The 18011-nt window shown below is 32.8% G+C and carries 20 protein-coding genes and 1 tRNA gene; 14 read left to right on the forward strand and 7 right to left on the reverse strand.

The annotated features are described in order from the left end of the window. Positions 1-56 precede the first annotated feature (56 nt). The 3 genes from ACFQ0S_RS01720 to ACFQ0S_RS01730 all read left to right on the forward strand — a co-directional run bounded on the left by ACFQ0S_RS01720 (position 57) and on the right by ACFQ0S_RS01730 (position 3102). Positions 57-293, forward strand: a complete 237-nt coding sequence (locus ACFQ0S_RS01720; RefSeq protein WP_379752566.1) for a hypothetical protein — start codon at positions 57-59, stop codon at positions 291-293. Between the two features lie 91 nt (positions 294-384). Continuing rightward, entirely contained in the window at positions 385-2427 is a 2043-nt protein-coding gene (locus ACFQ0S_RS01725; protein WP_379752568.1) for an ATP-binding protein, read from the forward strand. 15 nt (positions 2428-2442) lie between these two features. After that, entirely contained in the window at positions 2443-3102 is a 660-nt protein-coding gene (locus ACFQ0S_RS01730; RefSeq protein ID WP_379752570.1) for a response regulator, read from the forward strand. A gap of 72 nt (positions 3103-3174) precedes the next feature. On the opposite strand, the gene thiL is transcribed toward ACFQ0S_RS01730, so the two are convergent. Beyond that, positions 3175-4224 (reverse strand): thiamine-phosphate kinase, encoded by a 1050-nt coding sequence (gene thiL, locus ACFQ0S_RS01735; protein WP_379752572.1) that lies wholly within the window; start codon positions 4222-4224, stop codon positions 3175-3177. Positions 4225-4425: 201 nt separating this feature from the next. On the opposite strand from thiL, the gene ACFQ0S_RS01740 reads away from it, so the two are divergent. Further along, positions 4426-5358, forward strand: coding sequence for a 1-phosphofructokinase family hexose kinase (locus ACFQ0S_RS01740; RefSeq protein WP_379752574.1), 933 nt, complete (start codon positions 4426-4428; stop codon positions 5356-5358). 25 nt (positions 5359-5383) lie between these two features. Here ACFQ0S_RS01740 and ACFQ0S_RS01745 read toward each other — a convergent pair whose 3' ends face one another. From ACFQ0S_RS01745 to lepA, 3 genes are all read right to left on the reverse strand, one after another. Then, positions 5384-5686, reverse strand: a complete 303-nt coding sequence (locus ACFQ0S_RS01745) for a type II toxin-antitoxin system RelE/ParE family toxin (protein WP_379752575.1) — start codon at positions 5684-5686, stop codon at positions 5384-5386. 4 nt (positions 5687-5690) lie between these two features. Then, entirely contained in the window at positions 5691-5912 is a 222-nt protein-coding gene (locus tag ACFQ0S_RS01750; protein ID WP_379752577.1) for an addiction module protein, read from the reverse strand. Positions 5913-6242: 330 nt separating this feature from the next. Beyond that, positions 6243-8039, reverse strand: coding sequence for a translation elongation factor 4 (gene lepA / locus ACFQ0S_RS01755; RefSeq protein WP_379752578.1), 1797 nt, complete (start codon positions 8037-8039; stop codon positions 6243-6245). Between the two features lie 309 nt (positions 8040-8348). Between lepA and dusB the strand changes: the two genes are divergently transcribed. Then, a complete protein-coding gene (gene dusB / locus ACFQ0S_RS01760; RefSeq protein WP_379752580.1) occupies positions 8349-9341 on the forward strand; it encodes a tRNA dihydrouridine synthase DusB in 993 nt (330 codons plus the stop codon). A gap of 6 nt (positions 9342-9347) precedes the next feature. Here dusB and ACFQ0S_RS01765 read toward each other — a convergent pair whose 3' ends face one another. Together ACFQ0S_RS01765 and rbfA are read right to left on the reverse strand one after the other, a co-directional pair. Continuing rightward, positions 9348-10547 carry an ABC transporter permease gene (locus ACFQ0S_RS01765; protein ID WP_379752582.1) on the reverse strand — a complete coding sequence of 400 codons (1200 nt, stop codon included), beginning with the start codon at positions 10545-10547 and terminating at the stop codon, positions 9348-9350. 1 nt (position 10548) lies between these two features. Continuing rightward, positions 10549-10941 (reverse strand): 30S ribosome-binding factor RbfA, encoded by a 393-nt coding sequence (gene rbfA / locus ACFQ0S_RS01770; RefSeq protein WP_151107234.1) that lies wholly within the window; start codon positions 10939-10941, stop codon positions 10549-10551. A gap of 301 nt (positions 10942-11242) precedes the next feature. On the opposite strand from rbfA, the gene mce reads away from it, so the two are divergent. The 3 genes from mce to ACFQ0S_RS01785 all read left to right on the forward strand — a co-directional run bounded on the left by mce (position 11243) and on the right by ACFQ0S_RS01785 (position 12344). Next, entirely contained in the window at positions 11243-11644 is a 402-nt protein-coding gene (gene mce / locus ACFQ0S_RS01775; RefSeq protein WP_379752584.1) for a methylmalonyl-CoA epimerase, read from the forward strand. A gap of 206 nt (positions 11645-11850) precedes the next feature. Then, a tRNA-Ile gene (locus ACFQ0S_RS01780) sits at positions 11851-11924 on the forward strand. Between the two features lie 210 nt (positions 11925-12134). After that, positions 12135-12344, forward strand: coding sequence for a hypothetical protein (locus ACFQ0S_RS01785; protein ID WP_379752586.1), 210 nt, complete (start codon positions 12135-12137; stop codon positions 12342-12344). An 18-nt stretch (positions 12345-12362) separates the two neighbouring features. Here ACFQ0S_RS01785 and ACFQ0S_RS01790 read toward each other — a convergent pair whose 3' ends face one another. Next, positions 12363-12953, reverse strand: a complete 591-nt coding sequence (locus ACFQ0S_RS01790) for a riboflavin synthase (RefSeq protein ID WP_379752588.1) — start codon at positions 12951-12953, stop codon at positions 12363-12365. A gap of 57 nt (positions 12954-13010) precedes the next feature. On the opposite strand from ACFQ0S_RS01790, the gene pdxA reads away from it, so the two are divergent. The 6 genes from pdxA to accC all read left to right on the forward strand — a co-directional run bounded on the left by pdxA (position 13011) and on the right by accC (position 18000). Further along, positions 13011-14075: a 4-hydroxythreonine-4-phosphate dehydrogenase PdxA gene (gene pdxA / locus ACFQ0S_RS01795; protein WP_379752590.1), complete on the forward strand. Its 1065-nt coding sequence runs from the start codon at positions 13011-13013 to the stop codon at positions 14073-14075. 80 nt (positions 14076-14155) lie between these two features. Then, a complete protein-coding gene (locus ACFQ0S_RS01800) occupies positions 14156-14695 on the forward strand; it encodes a YceD family protein (RefSeq protein WP_379752592.1) in 540 nt (179 codons plus the stop codon). Between the two features lie 9 nt (positions 14696-14704). After that, entirely contained in the window at positions 14705-14902 is a 198-nt protein-coding gene (rpmF, locus tag ACFQ0S_RS01805) for a 50S ribosomal protein L32 (protein WP_151107258.1), read from the forward strand. A gap of 163 nt (positions 14903-15065) precedes the next feature. Next, a complete protein-coding gene (locus tag ACFQ0S_RS01810; protein ID WP_379752594.1) occupies positions 15066-16061 on the forward strand; it encodes a beta-ketoacyl-ACP synthase III in 996 nt (331 codons plus the stop codon). Between the two features lie 21 nt (positions 16062-16082). Then, entirely contained in the window at positions 16083-16565 is a 483-nt protein-coding gene (accB, locus tag ACFQ0S_RS01815; RefSeq protein ID WP_151107256.1) for an acetyl-CoA carboxylase biotin carboxyl carrier protein, read from the forward strand. An 88-nt stretch (positions 16566-16653) separates the two neighbouring features. Beyond that, positions 16654-18000: an acetyl-CoA carboxylase biotin carboxylase subunit gene (gene accC / locus ACFQ0S_RS01820; protein ID WP_379752597.1), complete on the forward strand. Its 1347-nt coding sequence runs from the start codon at positions 16654-16656 to the stop codon at positions 17998-18000. Positions 18001-18011 lie beyond the last annotated feature (11 nt).

Here is an 18011-nt window from a genome sequence, read left to right on the forward strand (position 1 = left end):
CAAAAAGGTTTACACACTAAACAGTAAAAACGTACTAACTTATAAAGTCTCAAACTATGAAAAAGTCAATCTTAACAATCGGGTTATTCTCATTAATGATGGTGTTAACATCATTTACATCTCCAGCTGAAATAGGCGGAGGAAACGGAGCAAAAAGAACATTAATTTATGAAATAGGTGGTGGGAATGGAGCAAAAAGAACATTAATTTATGAAATAGGTGGTGGGAATGGAGCTAAAAGAACATTAATTTATGAAATAGGTGGTGGAAACGGTGCAAAAAGAACACTGTAACACATATTATTATAATATTTAAAGGCTTTCAATTTGAAAGCCTTTTTTTGTATCTATACTTTTGCTACATTAGCCAAATTTATTTTAGCTATTGAAAAATAAAGTTTACATTTTATTATTTCTTCTATTTTTGTCTTTGAGTTGTTCCAAAGGCAAAAACAATTTCAACACTGCTGGTGAATCATCGGACAGTTTAGATTCTTATTTGTTATCAGCACAAAACAAAAAATTGAATTCAGAAAGTAGATTACAGTACAATAAAATAGCTTTTTCTCTTCTTGAAAACTCCAAAGATTATATTGATTACAACGACAAGCTATATAAAGTAGCTTTCACTTTTTGCGAATTAAGCGAAGATAAATATTTAAGAAAGGCTCTTAAAATAGTTTTGAAAAAAGCAACAAATGAAAAAGATTCATTGTTTATTGCAAAATCGTACTATTTATTAGGAAATCAAAATGACATTATTGGTAAAACAGATAGTGCCTTTTATTATTTACTAAAATCAGAAAAGCTGTTTTTAAAACTGAAAGACAGTCTTAATTTAACAGCAAACTTTTCTTCGAAAGCCTACGTGCAATTAAAAGAGAATGATTATGCAGGTTGTGAGTTATCTTCCTTCAAAGCACTAAATTTTAATGCTGCCAACAAGAATCTGCAAAGAGAGTACGATGCTTATAATTTAATAGGAGTTTGCTACAACGAAACTAAAAATTATGAAAACGCTTTAAAATACCATAAAAAAGCTTTAGAATTAATTACCTCTAAAAAATTGGTTGACAATCTGAATTATTATGAATTGTCTTTAAACAACATTGGCTATGTCTATCAAAATTTAAATAAACCTAAAGAAGCTATTGAAAGTTTTAAAGCTGCACTTCAAAACAAAAATTTAGTTAATACAGATCCTTATATTTATGCTTTAAATTTAGATAATTTAGCATATTCAAAATTTAAGATTAGAGATTATAGTGACCTTCCAGATTTATTTTTCCAAGCTTTAAAAATAAGAGAGAAAAACGAGCTAACTTCAGGAGTTATCAATAGTAAAATTCACCTGTCTGAGTTTTTTGCCGCAAATAATGATACAATTAAATCTCAATTGTTTGCTAATGAAGCCATGCAATTGGCAAAAAAAACAAAAATTTCAGGAGATTTATTGGCTTCACTTAAGCAATTATCTGCAGTAGAGCATAAACTTTCCTCGCAATACTCTAAAGAATATATTAAAATTAACGACAGTATTCAGCAAGAAGAACGAAAAGCCAAAGAAAAATTTGCTCGAATTGCTTTCGAAACGGATGAAATTATTGTTGAAAACGACAAACTCGAAGAGAGAAACAGAACGTTACTTTACTTTTTTATAGGCACATTTGCTTTAGGAGTCTTGTTGTTTGTGATAAGAACACAAAGAGCCAAAAACCGTGAACTTTTATTAAAGCAACAACAACAGAAAGTAAATGAAGAAATTTACAATCTAATGATTTCACAACAAGCTACTATTGAGGAAAATCGTGTTAAGGAGAAAAAGAGAATTGCCCAGGAATTGCACGACGGGGTTTTGGGAAGAATGTTTGGTGCAAGACTTACTCTAGACAGTTTGAATTCGTTTACAGACGAAGAATCAATTAAAACCAGATTCAATTACCTGAACGAGCTTAAAAATATTGAACAGGATATTAGAGAAATTTCACATGATTTGAGTAGAGAGAAAAGCGTTTTGGTCAATAATTTTGTTGCCATTGTAAATAATTTAATAGAAGAGCAAAAAGCCTCTTTTACACCTAATATTATTTTTAATATGGATGAAGCTATAAAATGGGAAATGATAGACAATACAACAAAAATAAATTTATATAGAATCGTGCAGGAATCGCTTCAAAATATTAATAAATATGCTCAAGCTAAAAATGTTAAAGTAACATTTAAAAAAGATATTGACAATATTGTACTAAAAATTGTTGATGACGGAATAGGATTTGATACAATTGGAAGAAAAAAAGGCATAGGTTTGCAAAATATGGAAGCAAGAGCAATTGAATGTGAAGGTGTTTTTGAAGTCATCTCGAAAAAAGGAAAAGGAGCAACAATTTCTATTTCAGTCCCAATGATAAAAAATAAAGTAACGGTTTAAATTATGGCAATTAAAATGAATATTCTAATAGTAGACGACCATCCGTTTATTATAGAAGCCTACAAAAATGCAATTAAAGCATACAATGCTAAAGGAATATATGAGTTTGTAATTACACAAGCAAAAGATTGTAAAACCGGATATGAAGCGATTATGGAACAAGGAATTGGTTCGTATGGAGTCGCTTTTTTCGATTTAAGCATGCCGGTTTATGAGGAAAAAGGAATTTTTTCTGGCGAAGATTTAGCGCATCTCGTTAAAAACGAGATGCCAGAATGTAAAATCATTTTGCTTACTATGCATACGGAGTTGTTAAAAATCAATCAAATCATAAAAAATATAAATCCAAACGGATTAGTGATTAAAAATGATTTAACGTTTGACGAGTTGCTTTTGGCTTTTGATAAAATATTGAAAGATGAAAATTATTATAGCCAAACAGTAGTGCAAATAGTAAGTCAAATGCCATTTGACAATTTAGAAATTGATGCTTTTGATAAACAAATTTTATTTCATTTATCTAAAGGAACAAAAACTAAAGATATTCCACAATATGTACCACTTTCTTTAAATGCAATAGAAAAAAGAAAACAAAGCCTGAAAGAAATATTAGAAATAGCTGATGGAACCGATATAGATCTTATTAGAGAATCCAAAAATAAAGGGCTTATATAGTTTCTAAAACCCATTTTGAAATAATTAAAAAAGCGACAATTCTATTTAAGTGATTTCGCTTTTTTATTCCGTTTACTCTTCACTTATTGCGTTCCAACCTCGAGCTTTTAAAGGAATTTTAGTGTCAGCTCGAGTAATTAAATGAATTCCTTCGCTTTCTTTTGTCATGTGACCAATAATCGTAAAATTCGGATTCCCTTTAATTTTATCAAAATCTTCAATGGCAATTGTAAAAAGCAATTCATAATCTTCGCCGCCATTAATAGCAACAGTTGTAGAATCAATATTAAATTCTTCACAAACATTTATCAATTGCGGATCTAGTGGTAATTTGTCTTCATATAAGTTACAACCCACGCCCGATTGTTTACACAAATGCATAATTTCTGATGATAATCCGTCAGAAATGTCAATCATTGAGGTTGGTTTTATTTCTAAAGCATGTAATAAAGTGCGAACGTCTTTTCGGGCTTCTGGTTTTAGTTGGCGTTCAATAATATAAGTATAGGCATCTAAATCAGGTTGTGAATTTGGGTTTACTTGAAAAACTTGTTTCTCCCGTTCTAAAACTTGTAATCCCATATAAGCCGAACCAATGTCTCCTGTTACCACTAATAAATCAGTATGCATGGCACCATTTCTATATACGATTTCGGATTCATCTGCCTCGCCAATAGCAGTTATGCTAATAATTAATCCTTTTTGTGATGAAGTCGTATCACCACCTATAACATCTATTTTATATTCATTGGCAGCAAGCGTAATTCCTGAAAACAATTCGTCTAAAGCTTCTAAAGGAAAACGATTAGAAACCGCTATAGAAACCGTAATTTGCGTTGCTTTTGCATTCATGGCACAAATGTCTGAAATATTAACAACAACGGCTTTATATCCTAAGTGTTTCAATGGCATATAAGCCAAATCGAAATGAACTCCTTCAATCAGTAAATCAGTAGAAATCACTACTTTTTTATCTTTGAAATCTAAAATAGCTGCATCATCTCCGATTCCTTTTATAGTAGAAGGTTGGTTTATAGTAAAGTTAGCAGTTAAATGGTCTATAAGTCCAAATTCACCTAATTGTGCAATGCTAGTTCGTTGTGGGGATTTATCTTCAATCATTGTAATTTGTATTTTAAAGTTGCAAATGTACGAAGAACAGAAGGCTTTTTGTGAAATAAAATTGCCACGAAGTCACAAAGCCACAAAGAAAAATTAAAACTTTGCACCTTTGTATCTTTGCGGTAGAAAATTACCTATTTTTATGGGTTGAGAGTAGCAATTATCTTTAAATTTATACCGTTCAAAAAAATATTTTTAGAAATGAAAACATTCGACATCGTAACAATAACTGTTAATCCAGCACTTGATAAAAGTACTCGTTTTAGAGGATTGGTTCCTGAACAAAAAATTCGATGCGAATCGCCACGATACGATGCTGGCGGTGGCGGAATTAACGTGTCGAAAGCAATTTCACGTTTGGGTGGTGAATCCTTATGCATCTTTACTTCAGGTGGTCCAACAGGCGAAATGCTTGAAAAATTAGTAGAAAAAGAAGACATCGAATATAAAACCATAGCCACCCAAAACTGGACCAGAGAAAGTTTTGTGGCTGTTGATGATAATACCAATTCGCAATACCGTTTTGGGTTTACAGGAGATTCAATTTCAAATACTGAGAAAGAAACGATTTTTAAAACCATTATCGATTTAAAACCGAAATATTTGGTTTTGAGCGGTAGTTTAAACGAAGGATTATCGGCAGATTTTTACCAGATAATTATTGATAAGGTAAAGCCATTTAACACCAAAATAATAGTAGATACTTCAGGAGAGGCTTTACAAAAAGCACTTGAAACCGGAGTCTATTTAGTAAAACCAAATGTAGGAGAATTAGCCAAACTTATAGGTGTCGAAAAACTAGAAATGGAGGAAGTAGAAGCTGCAGCCAAAAAACTAATTGAAAAAGGAAGCGCGGAAATAGTAGTTGTTTCTCTAGGACCACAAGGTGCAGTATTAGTTACAAAAGATCAAACCGAATTTGTGGCTGCTCCTAATGTAGTTAAGAAAAGTACCGTAGGAGCCGGCGATAGTATGGTTGGCGCTATGACTTGGGCATTATCACAAAACAAAAGTTTAAAAGAAGTCGTGCAATGGGGTGTTGCCTGCGGCTCTGCAGCAACTATGAACGAAGGTACACAATTGTTTAAAGCGGAAGACGCGAAACGATTGTTTGAGTGGTTGGGAAAGAAGTAGGATTACGTATTCAAAAATTTAACTATTATTGTCTTTTATACCAGATTTTCGGACTTCTTGAAGTATGAAAAACTGCAAAAACAGTAACGGTATTTGTGTTTTCGTTAAACAAATAATGGATCAAGAAAGGAAATTTTTCTATTTTTCTACATCTAATTTCGTTGTATTTTATGCTAAATAAATAAGGGTCTTTTTTTAATAAATTGATTTGCTTTTTAGCTTGGATTTTATAGCGCAAACCCAAACCTTTCAATTGTTCTTCATACCATTCAAAAGTTTCTTGAATGTCATTTAAAGCCTCAATATCTATTTTTAGATGAAATTTCAAGTCCTTAAAGTGTTTTAGAAACCTCATCCCAATCTAAAAGTCTCTCGGGATTTTTTTTTGCTTTTGCAATTCGATCTAAAACAATTCTTTGATGTTCATCAGGAATCTCCATATCTTCATTCCAAATAGCATCATTCACTTTCAATCTATCTTTAGGAGAAAGTTGCTTAACGGCTTCAATCAATTGATTGACATTTAAATCGATATTTAATTTTATAGTTTCCATAAAAACAAAGTTAGTGAAAAAATTATTATAAAATTTATGCTTTAAATTTCCTAAAAGATTAAATCGTTTCATAAATGCCTAAGGCAACAGCAATCTTAACAAGAATAAATGGAATTAATCTAAGAAAGCAATAGAATTGAATTTTTTTTTAAAATAGTAATGTTTCATTAACGTTTAAAATACAATGTATGTCCTTATTGAAGAATTATTTTTTGTAGCAAAAATTAATAAATACTATTAGACAAATTTACACAAAAAACCCAACAACTTTCGTTATCGGGTTTGTCTATTATCTATTCGTCTTTTATCTAAAAATCTAAACTCTAAATTTTAATCATTCAACTTCAAAACCGCCATAAAAGCTTCTTGTGGAATCTCAACATTCCCAACCAATCGCATACGTTTTTTACCTTTTTTCTGTTTTTCCAGCAGTTTACGCTTACGAGAAATATCTCCACCATAACATTTGGCAGTAACATCTTTACGTAAGGCTTTTATCGTTTCACGAGCAATAATTTTAGCCCCAATTGCGGCCTGAATCGGAATATCAAATTGTTGTCTCGGAATCAATTCACGCAATTTCTCACACATTTTTTTACCAATGTTATAAGCATTACTTTCGTGAATCAAAGCAGAAAGTGCATCAACAGACTGTGCATTTAATAGCACGTCTAGTTTTACTAATTTAGAAGTTCGCATTCCAATTGGTGAATAATCAAACGAAGCATATCCTTTAGAAACCGTTTTTAATCTATCGTAAAAATCGAATACAATTTCGGCCAATGGCATATCGAAATTCAATTCGACTCTTTCTGTCGTTAAATACGTTTGGTTGGTTATAACCCCACGTTTTTCGATACACAAACTCATTACGTTACCTACAAAATCGGCTTTAGTGATAATTGTTGCTTTTATAAACGGTTCTTCTACTCTGTCTAAACGAGAGGGTTCTGGCAAATCCGAAGGATTGTTAACTATAAAAGGAGTTTCTGGGTCTTTTTTGGTGTAAGCCAAATAGGAAACGTTGGGAACGGTAGTTATTACCGTCATGTCGAATTCGCGTTCTAATCGTTCTTGGATGATTTCCATGTGCAACATTCCCAAGAATCCACAACGAAAACCAAAGCCTAAAGCCGCCGAACTTTCTGGCAAAAACACTAGTGAGGCATCGTTCAATTGTAGTTTTTCCATTGAAGCTCTCAACTCTTCATAATCTTCTGTATCAACCGGATAAATTCCTGCAAAAACCATTGGTTTTACGTCTTCGAAACCCGTAATCATATTTGTTGTTGGCGTTTTAGCATCTGTTAGTGTGTCACCTACTTTTACTTCTTTCGCCTCTTTAATTCCTGAAATCAAATAACCCACATCTCCAGCCGAAATAACATTTTTTGGAACTTGGTTCAATTTTAATGTGCCAATTTCGTCCGCAAAATATTCATTTCCAGTAGCCATAAATTTAATTTTCTGACCTTTTCTGATTTCTCCATTTTTTACACGAAAAATAACCTCAATTCCACGAAACGGATTGTAATGCGAATCAAAAATCAACGCCTGTAATGGTTCATCAATATTGCCTTTTGGCGGTGGAATTTTCTCAATGATGGCAGCCAAAATATTTTCGACTCCAAAACCAGTTTTCCCTGATGCGTGAATAATATCTTCTAGTTTACAACCTAATAAATCAATAATATCATCACTTACTTCTTCAGGATTGGCACTCGGTAAATCCACTTTATTCAAAACAGGAATAATTTCCAGGTCGTTTTCCAATGCCAAATACAAATTAGAAATCGTTTGTGCCTGAATACTTTGCGCAGCATCCACAATCAAAAGTGCGCCCTCACAAGCCGCAATCGAACGAGAAACTTCATACGAAAAATCGACATGTCCAGGAGTGTCAATCAAATTCAGGATATAATCTTCCCCTTTGTATTTATACTCCATTTGAATCGCGTGACTTTTGATAGTAATCCCACGTTCGCGCTCCAAGTCCATGTTATCAAGCAATTGCGCTTTTTCTTCACGAGCAGTAACCGTTTGTGTAGCACCAAGAAGTCTATCGGCAAGTGTGCTTTTTCCGTGATCAATGTGTGCAATAATGCAAAAATTTCTTATGTGTTTCATGTAAAATGAATATTATTTTTTTTTGAAACATGCAATGCTTCGCATGTCATTCTCTATGTATGTCAGTTTTTTAGCTTCGCTCCGTTCGGCTTTGCCTCGGATGGGCGTGCCGGCAGAAAAAGCCGTCGGGCTATCCGCTTTATCTTTTGTTTCGCTACCGCTTTACAAAAGGATGTCGCTTTTATCCCTCACGCAATTAATCTGCAAATATAGTTTAAATTCAACAGTTTCAAATAACCGAATCTAGTCTTTATTCTTTTATCTTTTTTCTATTCTCATAGAAACCGCTATCTTTGCAAAAAAATTCCGTTGATAAAAATTGGCAACATAGAACTTCCTGATTTTCCGTTACTTCTCGCGCCTATGGAAGATGTGAGTGATCCGCCATTTCGTAGGTTGTGCAAACAGCACGGAGCTGATTTGATGTACTCCGAATTTATTTCCTCTGAAGGATTAATTCGCGACGCCATCAAAAGCCGAATGAAATTAGATATTTTCGACTACGAAAGACCAGTTGGAATTCAAATTTTTGGTGGAGACGAAGAAGCAATGGCACTTTCTTCTAAAATTGTTTCTACAGTAAATCCTGACATAATTGACATTAATTTTGGTTGTCCAGTAAAGAAAGTCGTTTGTAAAGGCGCTGGCGCTGGAGTTTTGAAAGATGTCGATTTAATGATTCGCCTTACTCAAGCCGTTATCGACAGCACCCATTTACCAGTTACAGTAAAAACCCGTTTGGGTTGGGATGAAAATTCTATCAATATTGATGAGGTTGCCGAGCGTTTGCAAGACATTGGAGTAGCTGCTTTGAGTATTCACGCCAGAACGCGTGCACAAATGTATAAAGGTCATTCAGATTGGTCTCATATTGCCCGAGTAAAAAATAATCCTAGAATCACCATGCCTATTTTTGGTAATGGTGATATTGATTCACCCGAAAAAGCATTAGAATATAAAAATAAATACGGCATCGATGGCATAATGATAGGTCGAGCTGCCATTGGTTATCCTTGGATTTTTGACGAAATAAAACATTTTTTCAAAACCGGAGAACATTTGCCGAAACCAACTGTTGTAGATCGTGTAGAAGCAGTACGCAATCATCTCACTTGGGCTATGCAATGGAAAGGAGAAAGACTCGGAATTGTAGAAACGCGTCCGCATTATACTAATTATTTCAAAGGTATTCATTCTTTTAAACCATTCAAACAACAATTGGTTACACTAGATCATCCTGATGAGCTTTTTAGAACCCTGGACGAGATTGATGAAGTGTATGCTGGTTATCAAGTTGTTTAAAATAATTTAATCTAACAATTTTTTACTCACTCTACTACTTGCAATCCATGAAGCAATAAGTCCCAAACTGAAAATAGTTGCTAAAACCACAACTACATTCTGAAGATTAAAAACTACAGGATAAGCAAGCGATGGTGTTATCATTATGAGTTGAAAATATTGTTGAATAACCACAATAATTATTCCTAAAAGCAACCCAATTAACCCGCCAAAAGTGGTTAATAGTACTCCCTGAAGCAAGAAAATTTTCTGTAAATCTTTTACTTCTGTCCCAAGATTATATAGTGTCTTTAGATTTGCTTTTTTGTCTAGAATCATCATGATTATGGCTCCAGCAAGTGTAAATAAGGTTAAAATAATTACGAGTGTAAAAATTAAATATACCGCAGTATTTTCAGTATTGAGCATTTTATACAAACTATCATTAAGTTGCGCTCTGTTTTTTAAAATGACTTTATTATTAAAAATAGCTTCGAGTTGTTTTTTTAACTTAGCCTCATCAACATTTGGTTTTAGTTTGAGTTCAATTCCTGAAACTTGATTGGGTTTGTATTCTAACAATTCTTGTGCTAAACCAATATCAGCAAAAACATATTTAGAGTCTAAATCCTCATTAATAGCATAAATTCCAACCGGAAAAATAGTCGATTTATTAAATGCTTCAGCAGGATTTTCTATCGTGCCTTTTCCAGATTTAGGCACAAAAACTTCCAATTGGCTGTTAAAATCGAATAATCCTAAAGATAATTTTTCAGAAATTCCGTAACCAACTACTACTTGATAGGTTTCTGGTTTGAGCCATTGCCCGTTGAACAGTGTTTTTTTTACATCATTTACTTGACTGTAAACGCTATCAACACCTTTAAGAACAGCAACTTCTTCTTTGCCATTGAACATAAACAACACCCGCTCTTCGATAATTTTGCTTTTAGCGGCGATACCTTCTAGTTTCAGTAATTGTAGTTCTTGTTCTTTAGATATTATGAAAGATTTGCCTTTTACAGCCAAAACTTTCAAATCAGGATCAAAATTATTACTAAAGGACAAACTAAAATCTTTTAATCCGCTAAAAACTGATAAAACAACAAACAACGCCATGGCTCCAATTACAATTCCAGCAGATGCAATTCTGTTAATAATGTTAATTGCATTATTCTTGCTTTTACTAAAAATGTAACGCTTAGCGATGTATAACGAAAAATTCAAGTTAGATTTTTTTTCGTTTTTCTAGAAGTTCACGATTTTCTATAGGATTCTCTCTATTGCTTAAAGCGTTATTGATTTTTTCGATATAGTCTAACGAGTCGTCAATAAAAAAAGTTAAGTTGGGCACTTTACGCAATTGCAACCGAACGCGTTGCGATAAATCGTGTTTTATTAAAATAGCATTCGACTTGATGGCAGCTAATGTTTCTTTTGCTTTTTCTTGTGGAAATATACTTAAATGTACAGTTGCAACCGATAGATCTGTCGTAACACTAACTTTGGATACTGAAATTATCAAATTTGAAATTCCGTTTTTTCTCACTTCACCTTGCAGAATATCCACTAAATCTTTTTGAATAACTCCGCCTATTTTTTTCTGTCTATTTGTTTCCATGTTGCAAAAATACAATTTTTTTACAGCCACAAAGCCACAAAGGTGCAAAGTTTAAATTTAGGATATCATTGTTGTTTAATTTAATCTCTTTAGGTTTAATTCTTCGAAGCTCTGCTTCGATTTTTTGACACAGATTTCACAAATTAACACCCATTTTTCTGTGCAAATTTGTGAAATCTGTGTTTTTATAAAACTTCTGGGCTCTGCCCTGAGGTAGTTTATTATACTTTTCAATTTCAATAGTTTTAAAATTTGTATTTTTACAAATACCTTATAAGCTTTAAATAAAATTAGTCAAAAGATGAAAAAAATAGAACATATAGGAATTGCTGTAAAAGATTTAGAAGTTTCGAATTTGCTTTTCGAAAAACTCTTCGGAGTGTCAGCCTACAAACAAGAAGAAGTGGCTAGTGAGGGTGTAAAAACCTCTTTTTTCAGAAATGGTCCTAATAAAATAGAATTATTAGAAGCTACTAATCCGGATAGCCCCATCGCAAAATTCATCGAAAAAAAAGGAGAAGGAATTCACCATATTGCTTTTGAAGTAGAAGATATTTTTTCGGAAATAGAAAGATTAAAAAAAGAGGGATTTGTTGTGCTTAATGAAATCCCAAAAAAAGGGGCCGATAATAAATTAGTGGTTTTTCTACATCCAAAAACTACAAATGGAGTTTTGATAGAATTGTGTCAAGAGATTGTTTAATTCGTTTTTCTTAGGCTAAGATTTTACAAAACAATAAAAATCAAGGATTTCGAGAACATAAAAATCTAAAAATATAGAAATCTAAAAATCCGGACAAGAAATAGTTGCAGAAAAATAAAAATAGTACTAATATTGCAACCTCAAATAAAGCTCTAGCTTTATTCACTGAACACCAATATAAAATAAAATTTCAGTGAAGTACAATTGGTCCTATAGCTCATTCGGTTAGAGCAACTGACTCATAATCAGTAGGTGCTTGGTTCGATTCCAAGTGGGACCACAAAAGACTCCTTTTTAGGAGTCTTTTTTTTCAATAATGCTGGCTAATTTAATTTTTTTCTTTTAACTGTAACTAAAACTTATGTTATGTCTGCATACAAATAACCAATCGTTTTTTTGATATTAGTTATAATTTGGCGTTTGAATTAGCTTATTTATAAATTATTAAAAAAAAGTTTAACAAAAACTTTTTTTAATTACTTTTACATCTATGAGAATACCCCCAAATAGCATTTTAGGCGTTTTGGTTTTTCTTACTGCTTCAGCTTTTGCTGGGCCTAAAGGACCACCGCCTCCCGGAATTCCACCACCGCCAGGTTTACCTATTGATGGCAGTGTTTTAGCATTGCTTTTTATCGCTATAATTTTTGGGCTGTATAAAATAAATAATTTAAAAATAAATAAGAAAACGCCTTTATAAATTGGAGTCTTTTTTACTTTAAATTTTTATTGAATAAAGACGTCTTACATATTTTCCTATAACATCAAATTCAAGGTTTATTATTGTGCCAATTTTAAAATTTTTAAAATTAGTATGTTCGTAGGTATAAGGAATAATAGCGACACTAAATTCATTTTCCTTAGAATTTACAACCGTTAAACTTACTCCATTAACTGTAATAGAACCTTTTTCTATTGTTATATTATTTAATTTTTCATCGTATTCAAAAGTAAAATACCAACTTCCGTTCATTTCTGCAATTGATTTACAAGTTCCTGTTTGGTCTACATGTCCCTGCACAATATGACCGTCTAATCGATCACCTAGCTTCATCGCTCTTTCTAGATTTACAATATCGCCAGTTTTCCAATCTGATAAATTTGTTTTCATTATTGTTTCGTGTATTGCAGTTACTGTATAATTATCTTCAGTAATAGCAACTACAGTAAGACAAACTCCATTGTGAGCAACACTTTGGTCTATTTTAAATTCATCAACAAGCGAAGATCGTATGGTAATATGGAGATTAGTATTTTCTTTTTTAATTTCTTGGATGATACCAAGTGTTTCTATAATTCCTGTAAACATTGTTGTTTTATTTTACTAAATTTGCTCCTCAAAATTAGCAATAAATAACCTGATGTCATGATAAAAAATGCAGAAAATATAATTGTTGGAATTTCAATTGGAGATTTAAACGGTATTGGAAGCGAAGTGGTACTAAAGACTTTCGAAGACGCCCGAATGTTAGAATTGTGTACGCCCGTTATTTTTGCCAATGTAAAAATTCTTTCTTTTGTAAAGAAAACATTTAATTCGAATTCAATTCTGCACGGAATAGATCGATTAGATCAACTCGCTTTAGGTAAAATAAATGTTTTGAATGTTTGGAGAGAACCAATTGATTTGAATTTTGGAGTGAATAACGATATTGTTGGAAAACACGCCATAAAATCATTTGTTGCTGCAACAAAAGCTTTAAAAGAAGGGTTAATAGATGTTTTAGTAACAGCTCCAATAAATAAATACAACATTCAATCCGAAGATTTTAAGTTTCCTGGGCATACTGATTATTTAAATCAAGAGTTAGATGGAAATGCATTGATGCTAATGGTTCAAGACAATTTGAGAGTGGGTTTGTTAACGGATCATATTCCAGTAAATGAAGTAGCAAAACATTTAACGGAATCATTAATTATTCAAAAAATTGAAACAGTAAAAAAAGCATTGATTCAAGATTTTAGTATTAACAAGCCTAAAATAGCAGTTTTAGGATTAAACCCCCATGCAGGCGACGGCGGAGTAATTGGAAAGGAAGACGAAGAAATAATAAAGCCTACAATAAAAAAAATATTTGAAAAAGGAACATTGGTTTTTGGGCCTTTTGCTGCCGATGGTTTTTTCGGTAACAACCAATACGAGAAGTACGACGCAGTTATCGCGGTTTATCATGATCAAGGATTAATTCCTTTTAAAACGCTATCTTTTGGCAAAGGAGTCAATTACACAGCAGGGTTAAGCAAAATTAGAACTTCTCCAGACCATGGAACAGCTTATGAAATTGCAGGAAAAAATATGGCTGATTTCAATTCATTTAAGGAAGCTGTTTATTTAGCTTTAGATATTTATAGTTCCAGAAATAGATACAATGAAATCAGTGTTAACCCCATGAAAATAAGGGAAAAACAAGAAGAAAAAAATAATAGATAAAAAAATGTATTCAACACTTTTGAATATCTAATAATTTTATATCTTTGCGCTCCCGAATCATTCGGAAAATTGTTGTTGAAATGAAGAAGTTAAATGAATATTTGATTCCTTTTGTAGGATTAAAATTAGGAAAACATCAGTTTGAATATCAGGTAGATAATACGTTCTTTGCAAACTTTGATTATGATGAATTTGAAAGTTCAAATATCAAAGTAAATGTTGTTTTAGAAAAAAAAAGCACCTTAATGGAGTTGGCTTTTAAGCATAAAGGAACCATTCATGTGTCTTGTGATTTGACAAATGAGATGTTTGATTTGCCCATAAAAGGAAAAATCAACTTGATAGTTAATTTTGGAGAAGAATTTAATGACGATAATGAGGAGTTGTTAATATTACCACATGGAGAACATCAAATAGATATATCGCAATATGTTTATGAAATGATTGTACTCTCTGTTCCTCTTAAACGAGTTCATCCTGGTATAAAAGATGGTAGTTTAAAAACACCAGTTCTTGACAAGCTAAAAGAGTTGTCAGGTAATGAAAAAAAAGAAGTAATACAAGAAGAGAATACTTACCCGCGTTGGGACAAATTAAAAAAACTATTAACGGATAAATAATATAGTAAAATGGCACATCCTAAAAGAAAAATCTCGAAAACAAGAAGAGATAAGAGAAGAACTCACTACAAAGCTACAGTAGCACAAATAGCTACTTGTCCAATAACTGGAGAAGCTCATTTATATCACAGAGCATATTGGCATGAAGGAAAAATGTACTACAGAGGTCAAGTAGTTGTTGATAAGTCAACTGTTGCACTTGCTTAATATTTTTCTATAGAATATACAGAAACTCTCACTATTGTGGGGGTTTTTTTGTTGTCTCTATTTTTAGCTAAATAAGCGTTTATAAAACGAATTGATTTAATTTTTTTTTGTAATTTCCACCTCTAATGAATATTTAATTTTTCGTTAGAAAATTTTAAAAATTATGAGTACAATTACTGCCGCTATAACCGCTGTTGGAGGTTATGTACCGGATTTCGTTCTTACCAATTCTGAACTAGAGAAAATGGTAGAAACTAACGATGAATGGATCACTTCTCGTACTGGAATTAAAGAAAGGCGAGTGTTAAAAGGTGACGGACTAGGCACTTCCTATCTCTGTATCAAAGCTGCAAAAGATTTATTACAAAGAGGAAATGTAAATCCTTTAGATATAGATTTAGTACTTGTTGCTACTGCCACACCAGATTTGCCTGTTGCAGCAACTGCAGTTTTTGTCGCTACTCAAATAGGTGCAACAAATGCTTTTGGATTCGATATTCAAGCAGCTTGTTCAGGATTTTTATACGGAATGTCAGCAGCTTCTGCATATGTACAGTCTGGAAAATATAAAAAAGTGTTGTTAATTGGAGCAGATAAAATGTCCTCTATTTTAGATTATACTGATAGAGCAACATGTATTATTTTTGGAGACGGAGCAGGTGCCGCATTGTTTGAGCCTAACTATGAAGGATTAGGACTACAAGATGAAATTTTAAAAAGCGATGGAATAGGTCGTGAATATTTAAAAATTGATGCAGGAGGATCAATACTTCCTTCATCAAAAGAAACGGTTGAGAACAGACAGCATTTTATTTATCAAGACGGGAAAACCGTTTTTAAATACGCAGTTATGGGAATGGCTGATGTAAGCGAACAAATAATGAAACGAAATAATCTCACCAAAGACGACGTAAATTGGTTAATTGCTCACCAAGCCAATAAACGAATTATTGATGCAACATCAGGAAGAATGGAACTCGAAGAAGAAAAAGTTTTGATTAATATACAAAGATACGGAAATACCACTTCAGCCACTTTACCATTATTATTGAGCGATTTCGAAGATAAATTTAAAAAAGGAGACAATCTTATTTTTGCTGCTTTTGGAGGAGGGTTTACTTGGGGTTCTGTTTATTTAAAATGGGCATATAACAAATAATAAATAAAAAACTAAATTATTATGGACATAAAAGAAATTCAAAATCTAATCAAGTTTGTAGCAAATTCAGGAGTTGCTGAAGTAAAATTAGAAACAGGAGATGTAAAAATTACCATTAGAACGACACTAGAAGGTAATTCATCAGATGTTACTTATGTACAACAAATGCCAGCTCAAAATGTTTTACAACAGGCAGTTCCTCAACAAATCGCTCCAGTTGCTCCCGTAGCCGCGGTTCCAGTTGCTGCAGATGACAATTCAAAATATATTACTATAAAATCACCTATCATTGGAACATTTTATAGAAAACCATCGCCAGATAAACCAATGTTTACAGAAGTAGGTAATACAATTGCAAAAGGCGATGTGCTTTGTGTAATTGAAGCTATGAAACTTTTTAACGAAATAGAATCTGAAGTTTCAGGTAAAATTGTTAAAATTCTTGTAGATGATATGTCTCCCGTAGAATTTGACCAACCTTTATTTTTAGTAGATCCGTCTTAATTTAAGATTTAGGAATTTAGATTTAGGATTTCATTGACATCCATAAATCTACATAGTAATCTAATAAATCAAAAAATCTAATAAAAAGATGTTTAAAAAAATATTGATTGCCAATAGAGGAGAAATTGCGCTTCGTATTATTCGTACTTGTAGAGAAATGGGAATTAAAACTGTTGCCGTTTACTCTACTGCCGATGCTGAAAGTTTGCATGTTAAATTTGCTGATGAAGCTGTTTGTATTGGTCCACCACCAAGTAATTTGTCCTACTTAAAGATGTCTAATATTATTGCTGCGGCTGAAATTACTAATGCAGATGCTATTCATCCTGGGTATGGTTTTCTTTCAGAAAACGCTAAATTTTCTAAAATTTGTCAGGAACACGGTATAAAGTTCATTGGAGCATCTCCAGAAATGATTGATAGAATGGGAGATAAAGCATCTGCTAAAGCTACAATGAAAGCCGCGGGTGTACCTTGTGTGCCAGGATCGGAAGGGATTTTAGAGTCGTATGAACAGGCAGAAAGCATTGCAGACGAATTTGGTTATCCAGTAATGTTAAAAGCTACTGCTGGAGGAGGAGGAAAAGGGATGCGCGCTGTTTGGAAGAAAGAAGAATTACTGAAAGCATGGGAAAGTGCTCGTCAAGAATCTGCTGCTGCTTTTGGAAATGACGGAATGTATTTAGAGAAATTAATAGAAGAGCCTAGACATATAGAAATTCAGGTTGTTGGTGATGCCTACGGAAAAGCGTGTCATTTATCTGAAAGAGATTGTTCCGTTCAACGTCGTCATCAAAAATTAACTGAAGAAACCCCTTCTCCTTTCATGACTGATGAATTAAGAGATAGAATGGGACTAGCAGCCGTAAAAGCCGCTGAGTTTATAAAATACGAAGGTGCAGGAACTGTAGAGTTTTTAGTCGACAAACACAGAAATTTCTACTTCATGGAAATGAATACACGTATTCAAGTAGAACACCCTATCACTGAGCAAGTAATTGACTATGATTTAATTAGAGAGCAAATACTTGTTGCTGCGGGTGTGCCAATTTCTGGAAAAAATTATTTACCGCAATTACACGCTATAGAATGCAGAATTAATGCCGAAGATCCTTATAATGATTTTCGTCCTTCACCAGGAAAAATTACCACTTTGCACACTCCAGGGGGTCATGGCGTTCGATTAGACACTCACGTTTATTCAGGATATTCTATTCCGCCAAACTATGATTCGATGATTGCAAAGCTCATTACTACAGCACAAACGCGTCAAGAAGCTATTAATAAAATGAAAAGAGCCCTAGATGAATTTGTTATAGAAGGAATTAAAACTACCATTCCGTTTCACAGACAATTAATGGATGATCCAAAATATGTTGAAGGCGATTATACTACAGCATTTATGGACACTTTTAAAATGAATGATCCGGAGTAAATAGCATAAAT

Source organism: Flavobacterium myungsuense (assembly GCF_042677265.1).
GTDB lineage: Bacteria > Bacteroidota > Bacteroidia > Flavobacteriales > Flavobacteriaceae > Flavobacterium > Flavobacterium myungsuense.

What these genes read in the sequence shown, in the direction of transcription:
- ACFQ0S_RS01750 (WP_379752577.1), bottom strand. Translation starts at nt 5,912, where the DNA reads ATGGAAACTATAAAATTAAATATCGATTTAAATGTCAATCAATTGATT.
- ACFQ0S_RS01720 (WP_379752566.1), top strand. Translation starts at nt 57, where the DNA reads ATGAAAAAGTCAATCTTAACAATCGGGTTATTCTCATTAATGATGGTG.
- ACFQ0S_RS01785 (WP_379752586.1), top strand. Translation starts at nt 12,135, where the DNA reads ATGAGAATACCCCCAAATAGCATTTTAGGCGTTTTGGTTTTTCTTACT.
- ACFQ0S_RS01810 (WP_379752594.1), top strand. Translation starts at nt 15,066, where the DNA reads ATGAGTACAATTACTGCCGCTATAACCGCTGTTGGAGGTTATGTACCG.
- pdxA (WP_379752590.1), top strand. Translation starts at nt 13,011, where the DNA reads ATGATAAAAAATGCAGAAAATATAATTGTTGGAATTTCAATTGGAGAT.
- ACFQ0S_RS01730 (WP_379752570.1), top strand. Translation starts at nt 2,443, where the DNA reads ATGAATATTCTAATAGTAGACGACCATCCGTTTATTATAGAAGCCTAC.
- accC (WP_379752597.1), top strand. Translation starts at nt 16,654, where the DNA reads ATGTTTAAAAAAATATTGATTGCCAATAGAGGAGAAATTGCGCTTCGT.
- thiL (WP_379752572.1), bottom strand. Translation starts at nt 4,224, where the DNA reads ATGATTGAAGATAAATCCCCACAACGAACTAGCATTGCACAATTAGGT.
- rbfA (WP_151107234.1), bottom strand. Translation starts at nt 10,941, where the DNA reads ATGGAAACAAATAGACAGAAAAAAATAGGCGGAGTTATTCAAAAAGAT.
- ACFQ0S_RS01790 (WP_379752588.1), bottom strand. Translation starts at nt 12,953, where the DNA reads ATGTTTACAGGAATTATAGAAACACTTGGTATCATCCAAGAAATTAAA.
- lepA (WP_379752578.1), bottom strand. Translation starts at nt 8,039, where the DNA reads ATGAAACACATAAGAAATTTTTGCATTATTGCACACATTGATCACGGA.
- ACFQ0S_RS01800 (WP_379752592.1), top strand. Translation starts at nt 14,156, where the DNA reads ATGAAGAAGTTAAATGAATATTTGATTCCTTTTGTAGGATTAAAATTA.
- rpmF (WP_151107258.1), top strand. Translation starts at nt 14,705, where the DNA reads ATGGCACATCCTAAAAGAAAAATCTCGAAAACAAGAAGAGATAAGAGA.
- mce (WP_379752584.1), top strand. Translation starts at nt 11,243, where the DNA reads ATGAAAAAAATAGAACATATAGGAATTGCTGTAAAAGATTTAGAAGTT.
- accB (WP_151107256.1), top strand. Translation starts at nt 16,083, where the DNA reads ATGGACATAAAAGAAATTCAAAATCTAATCAAGTTTGTAGCAAATTCA.
- ACFQ0S_RS01740 (WP_379752574.1), top strand. Translation starts at nt 4,426, where the DNA reads ATGAAAACATTCGACATCGTAACAATAACTGTTAATCCAGCACTTGAT.